This is a genomic window from Laceyella sediminis, from assembly GCF_003003125.1.
In the GTDB taxonomy this organism is placed as follows: domain Bacteria; phylum Bacillota; class Bacilli; order Thermoactinomycetales; family Thermoactinomycetaceae; genus Laceyella; species Laceyella tengchongensis.
Genome location: NZ_PVTZ01000004.1, coordinates 76,135 through 94,320, shown reverse-complemented (window position 1 = coordinate 94,320; position 18,186 = coordinate 76,135). Strand labels below are relative to the sequence as shown.

Annotated in this window: 17 protein-coding genes; 10 read left to right on the top strand and 7 right to left on the bottom strand. The window is 45.2% G+C overall.

Going from position 1 to position 18,186, the window contains the following annotated elements:
- Window positions 1–34: 34 nt before the first annotated feature.
- The 6 genes from CLV36_RS06615 (at window position 35) to CLV36_RS06590 (ending at window position 5,637) form a co-directional block, all read left to right on the top strand.
- Window positions 35–559 (top strand): hypothetical protein, encoded by a 525-nt coding sequence (locus CLV36_RS06615; RefSeq protein ID WP_106342103.1) that lies wholly within the window; start codon window positions 35–37, stop codon window positions 557–559.
- 133 nt (window positions 560–692) lie between these two features.
- The gene (locus CLV36_RS06610; RefSeq protein WP_106342102.1) at window positions 693–1,361 is read left to right on the top strand and encodes an OmpA family protein; all 669 of its coding nucleotides are present in this window, start codon (window positions 693–695) and stop codon (window positions 1,359–1,361) included.
- Window positions 1,362–1,749: 388 nt separating this feature from the next.
- A complete protein-coding gene (locus tag CLV36_RS06605) occupies window positions 1,750–3,297 on the top strand; it encodes a glycine betaine uptake BCCT transporter (RefSeq protein ID WP_106342101.1) in 1,548 nt (515 codons plus the stop codon).
- Window positions 3,298–3,447: 150 nt separating this feature from the next.
- Window positions 3,448–3,813: a hypothetical protein gene (locus tag CLV36_RS06600; protein ID WP_106342100.1), complete on the top strand. Its 366-nt coding sequence runs from the start codon at window positions 3,448–3,450 to the stop codon at window positions 3,811–3,813.
- A gap of 252 nt (window positions 3,814–4,065) precedes the next feature.
- The gene (locus tag CLV36_RS06595; protein ID WP_106342099.1) at window positions 4,066–5,346 is read left to right on the top strand and encodes an ArsB/NhaD family transporter; all 1,281 of its coding nucleotides are present in this window, start codon (window positions 4,066–4,068) and stop codon (window positions 5,344–5,346) included.
- 12 nt (window positions 5,347–5,358) lie between these two features.
- Window positions 5,359–5,637, top strand: coding sequence for a hypothetical protein (locus CLV36_RS06590; RefSeq protein WP_106342098.1), 279 nt, complete (start codon window positions 5,359–5,361; stop codon window positions 5,635–5,637).
- Window positions 5,638–5,711: 74 nt separating this feature from the next.
- Here CLV36_RS06590 and CLV36_RS06585 read toward each other — a convergent pair whose 3' ends face one another.
- The 3 genes from CLV36_RS06585 to CLV36_RS17825 all read right to left on the bottom strand — a co-directional run bounded on the left by CLV36_RS06585 (window position 5,712) and on the right by CLV36_RS17825 (window position 8,790).
- The gene (locus CLV36_RS06585) at window positions 5,712–6,944 is read right to left on the bottom strand and encodes a dicarboxylate/amino acid:cation symporter (protein WP_106342097.1); all 1,233 of its coding nucleotides are present in this window, start codon (window positions 6,942–6,944) and stop codon (window positions 5,712–5,714) included.
- A gap of 382 nt (window positions 6,945–7,326) precedes the next feature.
- Entirely contained in the window at window positions 7,327–8,259 is a 933-nt protein-coding gene (locus tag CLV36_RS06580) for a cation diffusion facilitator family transporter (RefSeq protein ID WP_106342096.1), read from the bottom strand.
- A gap of 396 nt (window positions 8,260–8,655) precedes the next feature.
- Window positions 8,656–8,790: a hypothetical protein gene (locus CLV36_RS17825; protein WP_262983026.1), complete on the bottom strand. Its 135-nt coding sequence runs from the start codon at window positions 8,788–8,790 to the stop codon at window positions 8,656–8,658.
- A 199-nt stretch (window positions 8,791–8,989) separates the two neighbouring features.
- Between CLV36_RS17825 and CLV36_RS06575 the strand changes: the two genes are divergently transcribed.
- The 3 genes from CLV36_RS06575 (at window position 8,990) to bcaP (ending at window position 12,180) form a co-directional block, all read left to right on the top strand.
- On the top strand, window positions 8,990–9,535 hold the full coding sequence (locus CLV36_RS06575) for a GNAT family N-acetyltransferase (protein ID WP_245888307.1): 546 nt from the start codon (window positions 8,990–8,992) through the stop codon (window positions 9,533–9,535).
- Window positions 9,536–9,767: 232 nt separating this feature from the next.
- Complete coding sequence (locus CLV36_RS06570; RefSeq protein ID WP_106342095.1) at window positions 9,768–10,415, top strand: hypothetical protein; 648 nt, start codon at window positions 9,768–9,770, stop codon at window positions 10,413–10,415.
- 373 nt (window positions 10,416–10,788) lie between these two features.
- Window positions 10,789–12,180 carry a branched-chain amino acid transporter BcaP gene (gene bcaP / locus CLV36_RS06565; RefSeq protein ID WP_106342094.1) on the top strand — a complete coding sequence of 464 codons (1,392 nt, stop codon included), beginning with the start codon at window positions 10,789–10,791 and terminating at the stop codon, window positions 12,178–12,180.
- Between the two features lie 50 nt (window positions 12,181–12,230).
- Here bcaP and CLV36_RS06560 read toward each other — a convergent pair whose 3' ends face one another.
- The 3 genes from CLV36_RS06560 to CLV36_RS06555 all read right to left on the bottom strand — a co-directional run bounded on the left by CLV36_RS06560 (window position 12,231) and on the right by CLV36_RS06555 (window position 14,518).
- Entirely contained in the window at window positions 12,231–13,748 is a 1,518-nt protein-coding gene (locus CLV36_RS06560) for a M36 family metallopeptidase (protein ID WP_106342093.1), read from the bottom strand.
- 323 nt (window positions 13,749–14,071) lie between these two features.
- Window positions 14,072–14,245 (bottom strand): hypothetical protein, encoded by a 174-nt coding sequence (locus CLV36_RS17205; RefSeq protein WP_181352853.1) that lies wholly within the window; start codon window positions 14,243–14,245, stop codon window positions 14,072–14,074.
- Between the two features lie 45 nt (window positions 14,246–14,290).
- Window positions 14,291–14,518, bottom strand: a complete 228-nt coding sequence (locus CLV36_RS06555; protein ID WP_106342092.1) for a hypothetical protein — start codon at window positions 14,516–14,518, stop codon at window positions 14,291–14,293.
- Between the two features lie 484 nt (window positions 14,519–15,002).
- Here CLV36_RS06555 and ppsA point away from each other — a divergent pair, with 484 nt between their 5' ends.
- On the top strand, window positions 15,003–17,618 hold the full coding sequence (gene ppsA / locus CLV36_RS06550) for a phosphoenolpyruvate synthase (protein ID WP_106342091.1): 2,616 nt from the start codon (window positions 15,003–15,005) through the stop codon (window positions 17,616–17,618).
- 170 nt (window positions 17,619–17,788) lie between these two features.
- Here the strand turns inward: ppsA and CLV36_RS06545 are convergent, their stop codons facing one another.
- Complete coding sequence (locus CLV36_RS06545; protein ID WP_106342090.1) at window positions 17,789–18,184, bottom strand: GIY-YIG nuclease family protein; 396 nt, start codon at window positions 18,182–18,184, stop codon at window positions 17,789–17,791.
- Between the last annotated feature and the right edge of the window lie 2 nt (window positions 18,185–18,186).

Genomic DNA, 18,186 nt, shown 5'->3' with positions numbered 1-18,186 from the left:
ATGCACCTGATGTCTATTCAGTGGAGGGATCGCCATGGATGTTTCAAAACAGGACTTATATGATCTCATTGACCGACTTGATCCGCGGGAATGGAAAGCGGCGCATGCTTTCCTTTTGAATTTGGTGCAAACAGCGAGTCAGGATGCGTCTCAATCACAGAAAAGGCGATTTTATGCCGAGATTGAAAAGAAAGAAGCGGTGGTTCGTCCCATTTCTGAAAGGGAAATGGAACAAATGAGCGGTTTGTTGGAACAGTTGACGCTAAGCGAGTTGCAAGCCGAATTGGCTGTTCCCGTAACTTGGAATGGGCCAATAGACTGCCACGTGTTGATCAGCGCCGCGATCGTACCTTTTTTGCGGGAGCAATCCCCTTCGGAACAGCGCACCATCATGGAAACGATGGCAGAGCTCCAGTGCTTCCCATCGCGGTTGGAGATGCGGCGCTTATTTGGGTTGGAAGGGAATCTTCAGTTAAACATGGGCTCGTATCGATCGATTTGTTACATTGATCATGAAAATGATGCCATTGTGGTGTTCACACTTGATTATGATGAATAGACTGATCGCTGTCACCAAGTTATTCGCAGTGGCTGTGATTGGCCGCTGCGAACGGATGGGGGTAGCCCCGCACCTTCTGCCTGAATTGAAAGAAATAGGACTGTATTGTAGTATTTGATTGGAGGTGGATCGCATGAGAAGGATTTTATCCGTTGTGATGGCCGGTTCTGTGGCGCTGTTTGTAGCCGCCTGTTCGAATAGCAAGACGGTGGCCGATCAACAGACCCAGAAAGAAGAAAATTCCTCGTCCAACCAGTCAGAAGCACCGTATGTGGCACCTGATCCGGATGATTTATACAAGGTGGCGCCTGCCGAAGATTTATACCAACCGCCGAAAATGTACATACCAGCCCCACCCTATACGCCACCTAAGATGGCACCGGCCAATTTCAAATATGTACCGCCGGAAATGATCCATCCTGACATGGAGATCAAAACGACTGACAAGCATGTGGTGATTGAACTGCCAGAACACATCTTGTTTGATACCGACTCGGCCGTCTTGCGCAAAGAGGCTTATCCGGCGCTGGCTCAAATCGCCAAATCCCTTTCCAAAACGGAAAATGCTCACTTCCAGATTCATGGGCATACCGATCATCGGGGCACCCATGAGCATAATCTGCAATTGTCGCAAGAGCGGGCCGACGCGGTGAAAAAGGCGTTGGTGGAAAAGTTCAGCGTAAACGAAGCTCTGCTGTCAACGAAAGGGTGGGGAGAAACGAAACCACTTGTGGCTAACGATTCTCCCGAAAACATGCAGAAAAATCGCCGGGTAGAAGTAATCGTGGTTCCCAGTGGCTGATATCGCATGCACGGTCTGAAACAGATCGTGCATTCATACTGACAAGATATTGTATGACAAAAGGATATCATCGAGGGTTTTAACATGCTTTGCTGGAATGCTGGCTATATCCATACCATTGCCGATATGTTTATCAAATTGCAGGGATTGCCCGCCAAAACGCCTTAAAGCGTCGTACAGAAGGGCATAGTGAAAAAGAAGATTTCTGCCGGCCATCCGTTAGCAAACGGTTGGCTTTTCTTGTAGTTCAATCATTTCAAGCCGGCTAGGGGGGACGTCAGCGCCTGGGTTTTGCTCAGGCGGACATGCAAGCTTGTCCAATCTGTGTTAAATTGGTTAAGTAAGCCGGATTTGGCATACAGATTATTCCAATTAGAAAGGGAGAATCATGAAGAAAAAAATTGCCAATGTGTTTTTCATTTCCATCGTATTGTCTGTTCTGTTTATTGCGTGGGGTGTTGTAGCACCCAAAAGTCTTGCCAGTGTTACCTCTATGATCCAAACGTTTCTCCAAGACCGTTTTGGATGGTTTTACCTCTTTTCCGCCACCGGATTCCTCATTTTTTCCCTCTATTTGATTTTTAGCCCGTATGGCAAAATCAAGCTGGGCAAAGACGATGATAAGCCTGAGTACAGTCGAATCAGCTGGTTTGCCATGCTGTTTAGCGCCGGTATGGGAATTGGGCTTGTGTTTTGGGGAGTGGCTGAACCGCTTTCCCATTACCACGTACCGCTTGTAGGTGAAGGACAAACGCCAGAAGCCGCACGTATGGCCATGCGTTACTCTTTCTTCCATTGGGGTCTTCACCCTTGGGGAACTTATAGTGTGTTGGCCTTGGCGTTGGCTTACTTTAATTTCCGAAAAAAAACCCCCGGACTTATCAGTCACATTTTTTATCCCTTGTTGAAAGAAAAGGTGAACGGCCCGATCGGCAAAGTGATCGATGTGATTGCCGTTTTTGCCACCGTGTTTGGCGTTGCGACGTCATTGGGTTTTGGTGCCGCCCAAATCGGTGGGGGGATTTCATATCTTACTTCCATTGATAACAATTTTACCACCCAGCTTACCATCATCATCGTGGTGACGTGTTTGTTTTTGTTGTCTGCGCTTACAGGTTTGAGCAAAGGCATTCAATATTTGAGCAATCTCAATATCTTGTTGGCCTTGTTGCTGCTGTTGTTCCTTTTATTCGCCGGGCCTACAAAGTTTCTTATGAATTTGCTGATCAGCACCATCGGCGGGTATCTGCAGAACTTTCCCGCGATGAGCTTTTACATGGCTCCGTTCCAACCCGAAGCGAATGATTGGGTACAGAATTGGACCGTTTTTTATTGGGCGTGGTGGATTGCTTGGGCTCCGTTTGTCGGCACATTTATCGCCCGTGTTTCCAAAGGGAGAACGGTAAGGGAGTTTATTATCGGCGTTCTTCTGGTACCAACCACTTTTTGCGCTATTTGGTTCGCCGTTTTTGGCGGAGCGGGCTTACATCTGGACATCAACCAAGGGCTCCCCTTATTTGAGACGATGAATGACAAAGGCACAGAAGTGGTGTTGTTTAACGTGTTACAACAATATCCGCTTGGACAAGGGATGACAGTGTTGGCCGTCTTGTTGATCGCCACCTTTTTCATCACTTCGGCCGATTCAGCCACGTTTGTGTTAGGAATGCAGACAACAAACGGGTCTTTAAATCCACCGAATCGCGTTAAGTATATCTGGGGCTTTATCATTTCCTCGTCGGCCGCGGTGTTGCTTTATTCAGGTGGATTGGAGGCGTTGCAGACAACTTCCATTATTGCCTCTTTCCCTTTCATTTTCATTTTGTTCGGAGTGATTGTTTCACTGATGAAGTCATTCCAGCAAGAGCGTTCTGCGGCTGTAAAAGTTAAATATACGGATCAACTGGAGACATCTGCCAAAAATGCTGAATCGTGAACGACGGATGTATGAAGTGGATGTTTTCGGTGCATAGTATTACTGAAAAGATTAAATCTGGATTTTTAGGAGGAGCCTGTCACCGATGGGCTCCTTTTGTCTTTTCCATTCCCACGGCCAGAAGCTGAACGTAAGAAAGGGGTAGGGAAGATGCAAATAAGCAATCAGCCGGCAATACAGAAAATGATTTGTGATGCGTACAGTGAAGGACAACGTCAGTTATTTGGGGCCGTGCGCAAGGATGTGGAAGCGATTGTGCACCAAGATAAGATTTTCATTATTGCCGGGAATGCTTCAATCATGAAGGAGGTTTCTCCACGCATGTCTATTCGTGGGAGACGGATCGATCCAATCTTGCAGGAAATGAAAGAGAGGGAATATCACAACTATATGCGTTCCATGCTTGCCGAGATCACCGGCCATACGGTTTTATCTGGACAGCCAAATATTTTTATCGACAATGGACTGACATTGGATATTTATTGCATGGATAAAACGGTGCATGATATTCCATAAAATTGGGGTGTACCACGGGCGTTATCGCTATTTTTCATTGCGCTCGTCAATTTCTTTACAATTCCCGAGTGTTTTTATATAATGGTATACAAATGAATATGCGGAACATGATTTAGGAGGAGACTGCCACTTGGCGGTCTCCTTTTGTCATGTTCGCTTTTTTATTGTAAAGCGATAAAGCGTCGCCGATCGCAGTTGTTTATATTCACATTTTATGTGGATATAAATAAATAAGAATTGAGGAGGTACGATATGGAACAACAAGCTATTTTGGCCATAGGCATTTTTTTGGTGATTTATGCCTTGATTATTTCTGAGAAAATTCATCGCACCATTGTCGCCATGATTGGCGGAGGACTGATGGTGGCGTTGGGAATTATCGATCAAGAAACTGCCATCCATCACATCGATTTCAATACGCTGGGGTTGCTCATCGGCATGATGATCATTGTCAGCGTTACCGCTGAGACAGGATTGTTCAAGTATATATCAGTGGTGGCGGCTAAGCGGGCCAAAGGGGATCCCGTTCGGATATTAATATCGTTGGCACTGATTACGGCCCTGGGGTCGGCATTATTGGACAATGTTACCACCGTGCTTCTCATGGTGCCTGTCACGTTCAGCATCACCCGTCAGTTGCGAGTGCCCCCGGTCCCGTTTTTGATCACCCAGATTATCGCTTCCAATGTGGGAGGGACGGCGACACTGATCGGTGATCCGCCCAACATTATGATCGGCAGCGCGGTGAAAGAATTGACGTTCATGGCCTTTATCGAGAACTTAACTCCGATTACTATAATCATCTTGGCCATTTATGTACCGATTTTTGTGTTAATATATCGGAAACAGATTCAAACCACGCCCGAACTGAAAGAAAGCATTATGAAACTGGATGAAAAAGAAGTTATTACTGATCATAAGCTGCTCCGCAAATGTTTGATTGTTTTGGGGCTGACGATCCTGGGCTTTTTCATGCACCAGTTGTTACATCTGGAGTCAGCCACCGTCGCTCTCGGCGGCGCGTTCCTGTTGCTGTTGTTGACGGGTGAGCACACAATGGAAGAAGCGTTCACAAAAGTGGAATGGATGACGATTTTCTTTTTCATCGGTTTGTTTGTCCTCGTGTCGGGCTTGATTGAAACAGGAGTCATCGCCCAATTGGCGGAGCAAGCGATTGAACTGACGAAGGGCGATGTGGTGGTAACGTCGATGTTGATCCTGTGGCTCAGCGCGTTCGCGTCCGCTTTTCTTGACAACATTCCATTTGTGGCCACGATGATTCCCATGATTCAAGAAATGGGACAAATGGGGGTCAGCAATTTGGAGCCGTTGTGGTGGAGTTTGGCGCTGGGCGCTTGCCTCGGTGGCAATGGTACGTTGATTGGGGCGAGTGCGAATCTGATTGTTGCCGGCATGTCAGGCAAAGAAGGGCATCCAATCACTTTCATCAAGTACCTGAAGGTCGGTTTTCCCCTGATGTTGTTGTCTATCGTCTTGGCCAGCGTCTATGTCTATTTCCGTTATTTAGTGTAAAGGAGAGAGCTCATGCTTCGATACGAATATGACAAGCAGAAATTAAACATGCAGGAAAAAGCAAATGGAAATGATGTTGAATTTGACATCCATTGCTTGGATGGAGCGCTTGTGGAAGCGATCAAGCGGGTGCAAGAGCTGTTTGAGGATAATGATGTGCATACAGATGTGCTGTTTTACGCATACCCCAATCATGAATATCGGGTGATTGTGCGCCAAGATTATTATGTAGATTTTATTTTGGCACTGATGAAGCACCGGGTGTTGCAACGCGTGGAATGGATGACGTAGGTTGACACCTGTGTGCGGAACAAAACAAGGAGCCTCCTTTCCGCTTACGAAAGGAGGCTTTTTTCTGTAGATGGTTATGCCGCTTTTTCTTCTTTGTCTTTTTCTCCTTTGGCGACAACGACTGCTACGCACATATCCCCGGTGATGTTGGTTGCCGTCCGGCTCATATCGAGCAAGCGGTCTACCCCCAACACGATCGCGATGCCTTCCACCGGCAGGCCGACCGATTGCAACACCATGGTCAGCATGATCAAACCGGCTCCGGGAACGGCAGCTGTGCCGATGGAAGCCAATGTGGCTGTCAGGATGATGACCAATTGCTCTTCCAATCCCAACGGGATGCCATACAGTTGCGCGATGAACAGCGCAGCCACCCCTTGCATGATAGCGGTACCATCCATATTGATAGTGGCTCCCAGTGGCAAAACGAAGCTACTGATTGACTTGGGAACGTTGAAGTCTTTCTCAGCCACTTCCATGGTGACTGGCAACGTGGCTGCACTGCTGCTGGTGGTGAAAGCCACCTCCATCGCCCGACCCATTTTCTTAAAGAACTGTATCGGGTTGTATTTGGCAAACAAGCTTAGCAACGCACTGTAGGTGAGCGCCATGTGAACGAGCAAAGCCAGGATCAGGGTGATCATGTACCACGCCATCGAGCCGATCAAATCAATACCAGCTTGCCCGACCGCCCGTGCCATTAACGCGAAAGCGGCATACGGTGCACAAGCCATGATGATGGTTACCAATTTCAGCATGATCTCATTGCCTTGATCGATAAACTGCCGTACTTGCGCTACTTTGTTTCCCAACATGGCCATGCCAATGCCAAACAGCAACGCGAAGAAAATGATTTGCAACATTTCCGCATTAGCCATCGCCGACACCGGGTTTTCAGGGATGATGTTCAACAGAGTGTCTTTCATGCTTGGAGCCGCTTCAATTTTCGGCTTTTCAACCGGCTTCTCAATGCTGGTACCCACACCGGGTTCGATGAAGTTGGCCAATATCAAGGCGAAGGTAATTGCAATCGCGGTAGTGAGAATATAAAGGACGATGGTCTTTATGCCGATCCGCCCCAATTTCTTGGGGTCGGCAATGCCTGCAGCCCCAGCTACCAAGGAGAAGAAAACCAAGGGGACTACAACCATTTTAATCGCTTTGATAAACAAGACGCTGATCGGGTCAAACAAATAATTGTTCAATGTTTTGAATAGTTCGGGCAAAAATAAGTTCAGGATGACACCGACGATAAGACCGAGAATAATACCGATTAATATCTTGGTTGTCAGTGAGAGTTTCTTCATAAATTCACACCTTTCGTCATTGTTTCATGTTTCGTGTTGGGAAAATGGCATAGTTCATTGTATTGTCAATATCAAATTTATTATAACATTTAAATATGGCAATTTGCATCATGGTGTGAATATTTACCTGTTTGCACCACATAATCATGCCATTTTAATGAAGATAAGGTCATCACGTTCATTTGTTTTCATAATGATATTTGACGGGTGTGAAGAAGTTGAGATCATTGTCAAATGACGGGTTGCGGGATCTGTAATTTTATGCATATTGCTAATGAAACGCTTGACCCCCAATTATCCGCCAGAGGTTTCCTTTCCATCATGCAGGCGTTCATTAAAACACCCAGACCGTTATTAGTCTGGGTGTTGATTATTCTCCCGATCAGTGTGAGGCCAAAAATTGTTTCCCATATTCGCCATGATCATGGATGGCGGGATGTTCCGCTTGAATCGTCGAATGTTCGATGCCGTACGTCTCCCTGAGGAGATGATTGATGGTCTGAATGGTACGCAGGGGATCCGCATCTTCGTGAACAAACACATGCGCTGACAGCGAGTAGTGGTCAGTGGATATCGCCCATAAGTGCATTTCGTGGACATCAACCACCCCCGGTGCCGACTGGATGTCGTTGCGAATGGCCTCAAGGTCGAATGTGGTGGGAACTGACTCCATCAGGATAAGATAAGATTCTCGAATAATTTTTGCTCCGCCATAGAAGATGATGCCACCGATCATCATGCTGACCAACGGATCAAACAGGGTGTATCCAGTTGTGATGATAAGCAGAGAGGAAACAATGATGCCGACTGAGCTGAGCAAGTCGCCGAAAAAATGCCATAAGGCACTTTTAATATTCAAATTTTCTTCTTTCTTGGATTGGCGCATCAATACGACTGTCAACACCAAATTCACCAGTAAGCCTACGATAGCGACCCCCAACATCAGCCGCAGGTTGATTGCTTGTGGCCGAATCATGCGAAGGATGCCCTCGATGAAAATGCCGACCGATATGGCGGCGAGCGCCAATCCATTCAAGAAAGAAGCGATGATTTCAAAGCGAAGGAAGCCAAAAGTGTATTTGTGATCTGGTTTGCGTGCAGCCAGGTAGACAGCGGTCAAACTTAATCCCAAAGCGATCACATCCGAAATCATATGCGCCGAATCCGACAAGAGAGCGAGAGAGTTTGACAGCAATCCGCCGACGATTTCTACAATGGTGAAAAACAATGTCAAACACAGGGTGATCCATAAGGCGGTTTTAGAAGTCGGCTGTTGTTTGACGTGATTGAGATGATGATAATCATGGGATTTAATGATGTTCGCCCTCCTTTTTTTATAATGATTATCATTAGATAATTATTATAATTATATGCCAGCTGGTTATGAATAGCAATCTCCCTCAAGAATTTCTTCTGGGGCTTAGAGAAAGCAGAGTATTTGGAAGCTTCACCTGCGGCCATTGTTTAAGGTGTCGTTCCCTTTTTTTATTTTTAGTTTTTTGATCAGTTATTGCCCTTGAATACTGGGAAGCATTTCACTCCCTCGTAGAGTGTGAATAATAAAATATATTATAAAAATTCTATAAAAATGAGCCGGATTGGTTTATAATGACTGTTGTAATTCCAGTGAGAGAGGTTATTGTATTGGTTAAGAAATGCCAAACACCCTACATTTAGTAGGGTGTTTGGCTTACAGCTCTATTTAATAGTCTTAGCGACGTCTTTTTTTTCTTTTCTTTTTCTTGGCACCAATTTTGATATTAATGGTGTTCTTGTTAATATTTTTGTTCCAGTTTGAATTCCAGTTTGTGTTTTTCCAAACCCACTTTTTAACGCGTCTAGTCATCAAAATCCCCTCCTTTACAGGCGGATTTGAAAGTGATTATTTCTATTAACTTTCCATATATTCATATGCATGTTGATAGAGAAGAGCTTGGACGAATCATAGGGTATGAATTCACTATTTTAGAGTGATTGTAATAAGGAGGTGTGGGAACAGACGCAACGAAATGTTTAGCGTCTGTTCTTCCGGCATGCACATCGAGATGAAGAAGTTAACAAACGAAGATCTGCACCGGCCTGTAGCTATTGACGGCCGATTTTTAGTTGACTCGGTATTGCGCTTGCACATAACGGACAGTTCAATCAACTACTCAGTAATCAAGATTCCGGCATATGAAAAACAATATGGAGAGATGGATGATCTGATGGATTGGGCCGATTATGTCAGCCATCTGGATCGCACCATGTATGTGGCCCTTGCAGGCAACCACATTGTTGGCTTTGTTGCTGCCAAGCGAAATTGGAATCAGACGGCCTATGTGGAAGATATACAAGTTGACAAAAGATATAGGGGGTACGGGCTCGGCCGGCAACTGATGAATAAGATCAAGGAGTGGGCAGTTGATCAAGGAATGATGGGGATGATGCTGGAAACTCAAAATAATAATGTGCGTGCTTGTAAATTCTATGAACGCTATGGGTTTGTCTTGGGTGGTTTTGATCAATATGTTTATCGTGGGATAAAGGAAGTTGCTAACGAAATTGCGCTCTACTGGTATTTTATTTTTGATAACCAGAAAAGGAATTAGGCTACACTGCCTTCAAGACATTTGTGATATGAAAAAGAGCGGAGATCATCCGCTCTTTTTTTTTCAGGAATCGATGATGCTTTGTTGATGGTGAGGGTTAAATTGACATTGATAATCGTTATCAATGATGGTATAATGATGGCAACGATAACCAGTCGCGGTGAGGAAGGTAAAGGTGTCTCCAGTGTAGTCAACTTCCTGCGGCTGCCCGGCAAATAATGAGGTGAAAGAAATGGGTATGAGAGATGGGAACGTGTTGTCTGATGAAGATATGATGTATGGTTGGCTCTGTTGTGACAGATGCGGCAATGTGATGCCTCCCGAATGGATGCGGGCTGTTCAAAACAAAGTAAACCAAGTGATTCAGGCCTATTACCGCTTGCCCGTTGAAAGGCGTTCGGGCATCCGCATTCTTGAATTGATTGGCCGATATTGGAGAGTTGACGCCAAATTGTTTGAATCGGAGTATCATTACCATGAAGTGTTGTTGAAAACGACTGATCATTTGATGCAATATTTGCTCAACGATCATCGTGCGGACCCGCCTGTGTTTTTATTTGAAGAGTTGCATGCGTTCATCAAAGAGTTGGATCTGAGTTTGCAATTGAACTTGCATGTGGTTCATTGGACCCCTAATTCGCTGAACATAAAAAAATATGTTGTTTCAGACAATCCGTATGTTTTGGACGCATTTAAGCATATCATTTCTGTCTTTTGCCATCGGGGAATGTTATCTTTCCCTGAAAAAATTGCAGTGATCAATCTTTTAAATGGAAGTCAAAAGACAGTGGAAATCGAACAAGACCTGCAAAAATCCCTAGATTATCTGCGATTGACCAAAACATCATTGCAGGAGAATGGATTTATCTTGCCGGGATAAAGGACGATCTCTGGTGCACTGGAACGGAACACAAGCTTTCAGCCCTGCGAGCAACTTAAATGTTCGCAGGGATTTCTGTTCGTCAGCATTTCGTTGACACAGCCTCGACCATCTAAATCTTCTGTATACGAACCACTCCCGCAAGGAGTAGTGTAGAAGACGCCTGGCGTCTTTTTTTATTGCTCTGTGATGGATGAATTTTGTAATGTGGCTTGATTTGATCTTTTTATCCAAAAATATTCATCTTATTTCATACATATTGTATCAAGTTTTACGAAGATAATACCTTTATGATCAAAGGATGAAATAGTTAAGGTTTTTTGTGAAATTGACTTACAATTGTGATGTTTTTGCTGGTGTAGGAGGTTGGTTTATGGATTTGTTTAGAAAGAAAAGTATTTCTGCCATGATGCAACAAGCCCAGACAGGCACAGCATTAAAAAGAACCTTGGGTACATGGGATCTGACATTGCTGGGGTTGGGAGCCATCATCGGCACGGGGATTTTTGTGCTTACGGGCACAGGGGCGGTGACGGCCGGTCCAGGAATCATGATTTCATTCCTCATTTCGGGTTTGGCATGTGCTTTAACAGCCCTGTGCTATGCTGAGTTTGCTACCTTGGTGCCCGTCTCGGGTTCTGTGTATACATTTGCTTATGCGACATTGGGAGAATTGATCGCTTGGATTATCGGATGGGATTTGATTCTGGAATATCTTCTTGCAGTCAGTCTCGTTTCTGCGGGATGGTCGGGATATTTGCAGAGTTTATTGCAAGGCTTAGGCATCTCCTTGCCAACAGCATTGACGGCGGCTCACGGAGCCGTGCCTGGGGTTGAGACATGGTTTAACTTGCCGGCTTTCGTCGTTGTCATCGTGATCACTTTTTTTGTAGCCAGAGGAGTAAAAGAGTCAGCGCGTGTGAATAATATCATGGTGCTGATCAAAACTGCTGTCGTGATCTTATTTGTGATTGTGGGCATCGGTTATGTCAAACCTGACAATTGGCATAATTTTATGCCTTTTGGTTTGGAGGGAGTTTTCTCTGCTGCCGCAATCACGTTTACCGCATTTTTGGGGTTTGACGCTGTTGTTGCCGCTGCGGAGGAAACCAAAAATCCGGCGAAAGATTTGCCGCGGGGGATTATGTATTCGCTCTTTATCTGCATTCTTTTGTATATCGTTGTTTCCGCGATCATGACGGGGATTGTTCCTTTTGCTGAGTTCGAAGGGGTTGCTCATCCGGTTTCACTCGCGTTGCAGTATGCGGGGCAGGACTGGGTTGCTGGTTTTATCGATTTGGGAGCCATTGTGGGAATGCTTACCGTTATGTTGGTCATGCTGTTTGGACAAACCCGGATCGCTTTCGCTATGTCAAGGGACGGCCTATTGCCCTCCGTTTTCTCCAAGGTTCATCCAAAATTTCAAACGCCGTATCGGGCTACGTGGATCATTGGTAGTGTTGCCGCTTTACTCGGGGGCATCGTGCCACTGGATCGTTTGGCGGAGATGATCAATATTGGGACATTGACTGCTTTTGTCCTGATTTCACTTGGGGTAATTGTTCTTCGCAAAACGCAACCTGAATTGCCGCGCAAGTTTCGCACACCTGCTGTCCCCTTTGTTCCGCTGTTGTCGATGGCAGTTTGCATTTTTTTGATGACGAATCTGTCTGCAAGCACTTGGTACGCGTTTCTCATCTGGTTGACCATTGGATTGTCAATTTATTTCTTGTATTCCAGAAAAAGATCTCATTTGAATGGGTGATAACGAAAAACAGCCGGGAAACTTTGGTTTCCCGGCTGTTTTTTGGTTTTTTAGTTGGTGGGAATGCCTCGTGCGGCCCAGATCGCATCGATTTGGGCGGCGTGCGCACCATTGTAGAGCATGACGTCCGCTTGCTTAATTGCTTTGGCGCCATCGGCAAAGGTTGCGTTCGGTGTCAGGGACCAATGGGATTGTAGGATTAGTTTTGTGGCCACATCCCGTCCGAATGCTTTCGCCATTTCATATTCACCTTGGGACCAGATTTCGCCGTCATCATGCACTTCACCAGCCCAATCGCGCGGATACACTTTGTTTGTGTCTAAGCGGCGCAAGCAAGGCGGGTTGGTGGAGGAATATGAGACAGCATCCCATTCACCAATGCAAGCTTTCCCGTATGAGTCATTGCCAGTCATGGCGTCTTCATAAGTGGCTCCCAGGAAATCGCCGAACCCTTCGCCCATCGCTCCACCTTCAGCCGATTGGCCCCAGTCAGGCACTTGATTGTCTTGGATTGAATGACCATACTCATGCGCAATGATTCCGGCATCTTCTGCATCATCCACACCGCCGGTTCCAAAAGTTAATGATTTAGTGGCCGGAGAGTAGAAAGAGTTGTCCGCCGTTGTGCCGTTTACATTGACTTTGATTGCACGGTTATTGATGTTGTTGAAGCCGAGACTTTGAATGTAGCGTTGCAAACTGTCGATATGATAATAGGCCATGACATCCTCAAAGCTGTCATTCGCGCGAGTATAGTTGAACGTATTCGTTGCAGAATATGTTTTCGCTTTAGACGAAATAGTGACATACTGTCCTCTGAGATAACCCGAGCCGTCCAGCCCCTGTAGGATGACCGATTTCAGCTGGCTTGTCAGTGCTGCAGAGTCCTTGTCCTGATTGTCGCTCAAACCAGAGGCCGTTCCTTTGGATTCGACCGGATTGGGGTTAAAGACGGTGCCAGTACCAGTGACGTGTTGCACTCGGTTTTTCTTTTTGAGCAATTTCCCGCTACCGGCGTGAATGTACGTATCCCATTCGTCCTTAGGCGTTTTTGTTCTCACGACAACGCGGTAAGACGGGATGGCTTTGCCGTTTTCAATCACATAGCCAAATTGGCGCGATGCCGGCGTCCATTTGCTAGTGTCGTTTCCACCGATATAGCTGAGCGCTTTTGCTTCTGCTTCAGAATGGGAGATTTTCTTTTTCATTTGTTCAATAGAACTGTACGGGACATAGTCCGAGACAGCGAGCAGGGGAGTGCCTGTGCGGTCGATGGTGACAGTCACCTGTTTGGTGAAGACGGGTGCACCTTGGATCTCTTGTTGATAGCGAACATAGGAGCCTGCAGGGGTATCAATGGTCGTCACGTATTTAAGGCCAGAAAGATCTGATGGCAATTGGTATTTATCGGCGTTCTGCTTCAGGTACTGATCCGCTATGGACTTGGCATCAAGTGTTTTTACTTGTGATTGGTCAGAGTTGATTCCCGGTTCGGCAAATGCGATCGGGATGGACAGCGTCAAGGCGATCGCTGTAGTTGTAGCGATAAAGAAGTTCCGTTTGGCCATTGGCAGCACGCTCCTTCAGTGAATGGATCTTTTATAAACACATTATATTATTTATTTTTAAAAAAGAATAATAATTTTAACTAAATAAATATAAAAAAATATCTGATTGAACATTGACAGTGGCATATTTGAAAAATGTGGCTACACAGGAAGATGGGCAAAAGAAAAAAACACCCCTCTAGGGGGATGCCTAGGCCACTTTGCATACGGCTGTGCTGGCGCGTTGTGTGGCGATTTCATTCGGCAAAGGTGTCTTGATAACTAAACGAGCCGATGGTTCGCTGTCGTAGAAACCATCGGCTCGTTTACACTAAGGCCATTATTCAGTTTCGCTTATCTTCGAGGGTGTCCCTGGGAGCGAGTTCGCCAAATTTGCTGGGTTCATCTTGAGCAAGGGCGTTTTCTCGGGCGGAAGAGGACAGTCGTGTGTCGATTGAGCCGGATGGTGTCCTTTTTCCGTCGGAGACGATTTCAGGATCTATATCAGGTTTCATCAAGGGTGACCTCCTTGAGGAAATATTCGCGTCAATCGGCCAGTTGTGTTATCTGCCGGTATATTGATGGGCTTCGTGATCAGGTTGTGTTGTGCGCGACATGATTTGTTGAGACATTTGCTCTTGCACTGATGCGGGCTGATGTAATGACTGGGTTTGGCTTAGGCGATCCATAGATTGTTGCAGTTGGGCCAGTTGCTCTTTCAATGCGTTCACTTCATTGGAAAATTGGTTTCGCAGTTGGTTTAATTCGTTTTGCACAACTTTGATGTTCATAAAATCACTCCTTGTCGTTAAGAGGAATCATCTGAAGTAGTTTGATCAAATAAGCGGAAGTTCATACTTCCAACGTGCTTGGACAGCGATGTGCAGAGGAGGGAGTGATAGAGGAGTGTTCCTGCGTCTGCCGCAGGGTGCGAGGCGCGGGCAACGGGTATCAATTACTAAGTCACAACGTTTCACATAAAAAAGAGCCCTTTGATCGGCATCATCCGGGCTCTTTCGATATGTACTAGATGAATGTAACATTTCTTTTCTCCATGAACAAGAACAGGGGAGTGAAATGGAGTATGTCTCTCCCCTTTCAATTATAAAGTATAAATGGGATAAGATATAGGCTGTTTATTCTTAGAGCTAAGTTCTAGAATTTATACATAAATATTGTAATCAACGCTATAGAGCATTGCCAAAAGAGAGAAGATGAGATGGTTATTTTTTTAAAGTGGCGATAAACAGTGTTTAAAAGAGGGGGAGAGTTGAAATGAGTGCTTATGTTGTCAGCTTGCAGGAGATTGATCATACGCAGCTTTTGCGCGTCGGGGGCAAAGGGTTGAATTTAGGGGAATTATCGAAGATGGATGGAATACACGTGCCAGAAGGATTTTGTATTACGACAGAAGTTTATCATCAGGCTCTCAAACACAACGAAGCCTTCCGTGCATTGTTGAATCAACTAACACGGCTAAACGTAGAAGACCGAGAACGTATTGGCGAAATATGTAAGAAGATTCGAAAAGTGATAATGGAAGTGGAGATTCCTTCCGATGTTGTGAAAGATGTGGCTCATGTTCTCACTCAGCTTGGCGATGAACATGCCTATGCAGTGCGTTCCAGTGCAACTGCTGAAGATTTACCACATGCCTCTTTTGCCGGTCAGCAAGACACCTATTTAAATATCATTGGCAAAGATGCAATATTGCAACACATTAGTAAATGTTGGGCTTCCCTCTTTACTGATCGCGCCGTGATTTACCGCATGCAAAACGGATTTGATCACAGACATGTTTATCTATCTGTAATTATTCAACGGATGGTGTTCCCACAGGCTTCAGGCGTTTTATTCACTGCCGATCCCATTCATTCAAACCGAAAGGTGGTATCTATTGATGCCAGTTTTGGCTTGGGCGAGGCCATCGTCTCGGGCTTGGTCACAGCGGATTGCTATAAAGTGCAAGAAGATAACATTGTCGATAAGATGATAGCAACCAAAAAATGGGCTATTTATGGGCGAAAAGAAGGTGGAACCGAGACGAAGCCCATCGATCCTGATCAGCAAAAATCGCAAACCCTTACGGACCAACAAATCTTACAACTGGCACGCATAGGAAAACAGATTGAGACCTACTTTGGTTGCCCACAAGATATCGAATGGTGTTTGGTTGATGACACATTTTATATTGTCCAGAGCCGGCCAATCACGACCTTATACCCCATTCCAGAAGCGGATGATCAAGAAAATCGCGTCTATGTATCGGTCGGCCATCAACAAATGATGACGGACCCCATGAAACCATTGGGCCTGTCTTTATTTCAGTTAACATCGTTTCAACCCATGAAGAAAGCGGGAGGGAGGTTGTTTGTCGATGTTACGCATTTGCTAGCTTCACCTGACAGCAGAGAGATGTTATTAAATGCCATCGAACAATCTGATCCGCTCATCAAAGATGCGCTCATCACCATCGTGGAGCGAGAAGGCTTTATTAAATCGCGACCCAATGGTGAAGGAGTAGAACATATCAGTAAAATCAATGAAGGGATGTCTTGGGGATTTTTGGAGAAAAATCTCCATAAAGATCCGACAATTGTTCGTGATTTGATTAAGCAGAGTGAGGTATCGTTAGCAGAGTTAAAACAAAACATCCAAACGAAATCAGGATTGGATTTGTTTGATTTTATTCTGGAAGATTGCGAACGATTAAAGAAGATGTTATCTGATTCACAAAGCTTAGATGTGATTATGGTTGCTATGAATGCTTCCTTTTGGATCAATAAAAAAATGCAGGAATGGTTGGGTGAGAAAAACGCGGCAGATACGCTGACTTTATCGGTACCCAATAACATTACTTCGGAGATGGGGTTGGCGCTACTGGATGTCGCCGATGTGATTCGCCCTTATCCGGAAGTGATTCATTATTTGCAACATACAAAAGATGAAAATTTTTTGGATGAACTGACGAAGTTTGACGGCGGTCAGGAAGCGAAGGAGGCGATCCTTGCTTATCTTGACAAATACGGCATGCGCTGTACAGGGGAAATCGATATTACCAAACCTCGTTGGAGTGAAAAACCAACGGCACTCATCCCGATGATTCTCAGTAACATCAAAAATTTTGCGCCCAATGCCAGTGCGCGAAAATTTGAGCAAGGGCGGCAGGAAGCGTTGAATAAGGAACGAGAGTTATTAGAGCGGTTGAAGCAACTGCCAGATGGTGAGCATAAAGCTAAACAAACAAAACAAGTGATCAGACTGATTCGGGATTTCATCGGTTATCGAGAATATCCAAAATACAGTATGATCAATCGCTTTTTCGTTTACAAGCAAGCGTTGATGAAGGAAGCCGAACAGCTTGTACAAGCCAACGTCATTCGAGAAAAAGAAGATATCTTCTATCTCACGTTTGAAGAACTTCGCGAAGTTGTCGCGACAAACAAACTAGATGATCAGATCATCAACAAGCGAAAAGAAGAGCACAAACGATTTGAAAAACTTACTCCCCCGCGCGTTATTACGTCTGACGGTGAGATCGTTGCAGGTAAATACAAACGAGAAAACCTTCCTGCGCGTGCGATTGTCGGCTTGCCGGTTTCTTCCGGAGTGATAGAGGGCAGGGCACGGGTCATTTTAAAGATGGAAGAGGCAGATCTGGAAGATGGAGATATCTTGATCACAGCATACACCGACCCTAGCTGGACACCATTGTTTGTAAACATCAAAGGATTAGTCACCGAAGTGGGGGGATTGATGACTCATGGAGCCGTCATCGCGCGCGAATATGGCTTGCCAGCCGTTGTGGGTGTTGAAAATGCCACCAAGCGGATAAAAGATGGGCAACGTATTCGAGTGCATGGAACGGAAGGGTATATTGAAATATTGTGATTAAATTCTTTAATGAACAGCACCGCTCTTGTGATTACCAGAGCGGTGCCTTTTCATCTATATCTGGTGAAGGGGTGACTCACCATTTCTGCTAATTGTAAACTAGTTTGCTTCACATACCCATCTTGCCTGATTCCCATTATTCACAAAGTGCTTAGCAGGCGTTCTGCCTAGCGTGCATTTTTGGCTTTTTTCAATTTGTTATATCCTTGGTCTCCATACGGTTGCAACTTTTGCAACCATTTTTCTTCCATCTCTTTCAATTCAGTTTGATATTTGTCCAATTCATCGGGATGGGTGATGATTTCTTCACGGGGTTTGATTCGTTCCAGTATGTCAAAAGTGAAAGCATCCTTTCCGTATTGGTTCCAATCCTCTTGCAATTCATGGTTTATATGGCTGTTCATCGACAACATAAACGTTTCCCGATTGAAGGTTGCGTCCAGATTCATGCTGCTGCCGATCAACATTTTTCCGTTGATTTGGTTTTTGAGTTGATAAATCCCCATGGGACGATGAGTTTGCTTATAGTTTTGAATGAGTTGTTTGCGCTGTTGCTTATCCATCC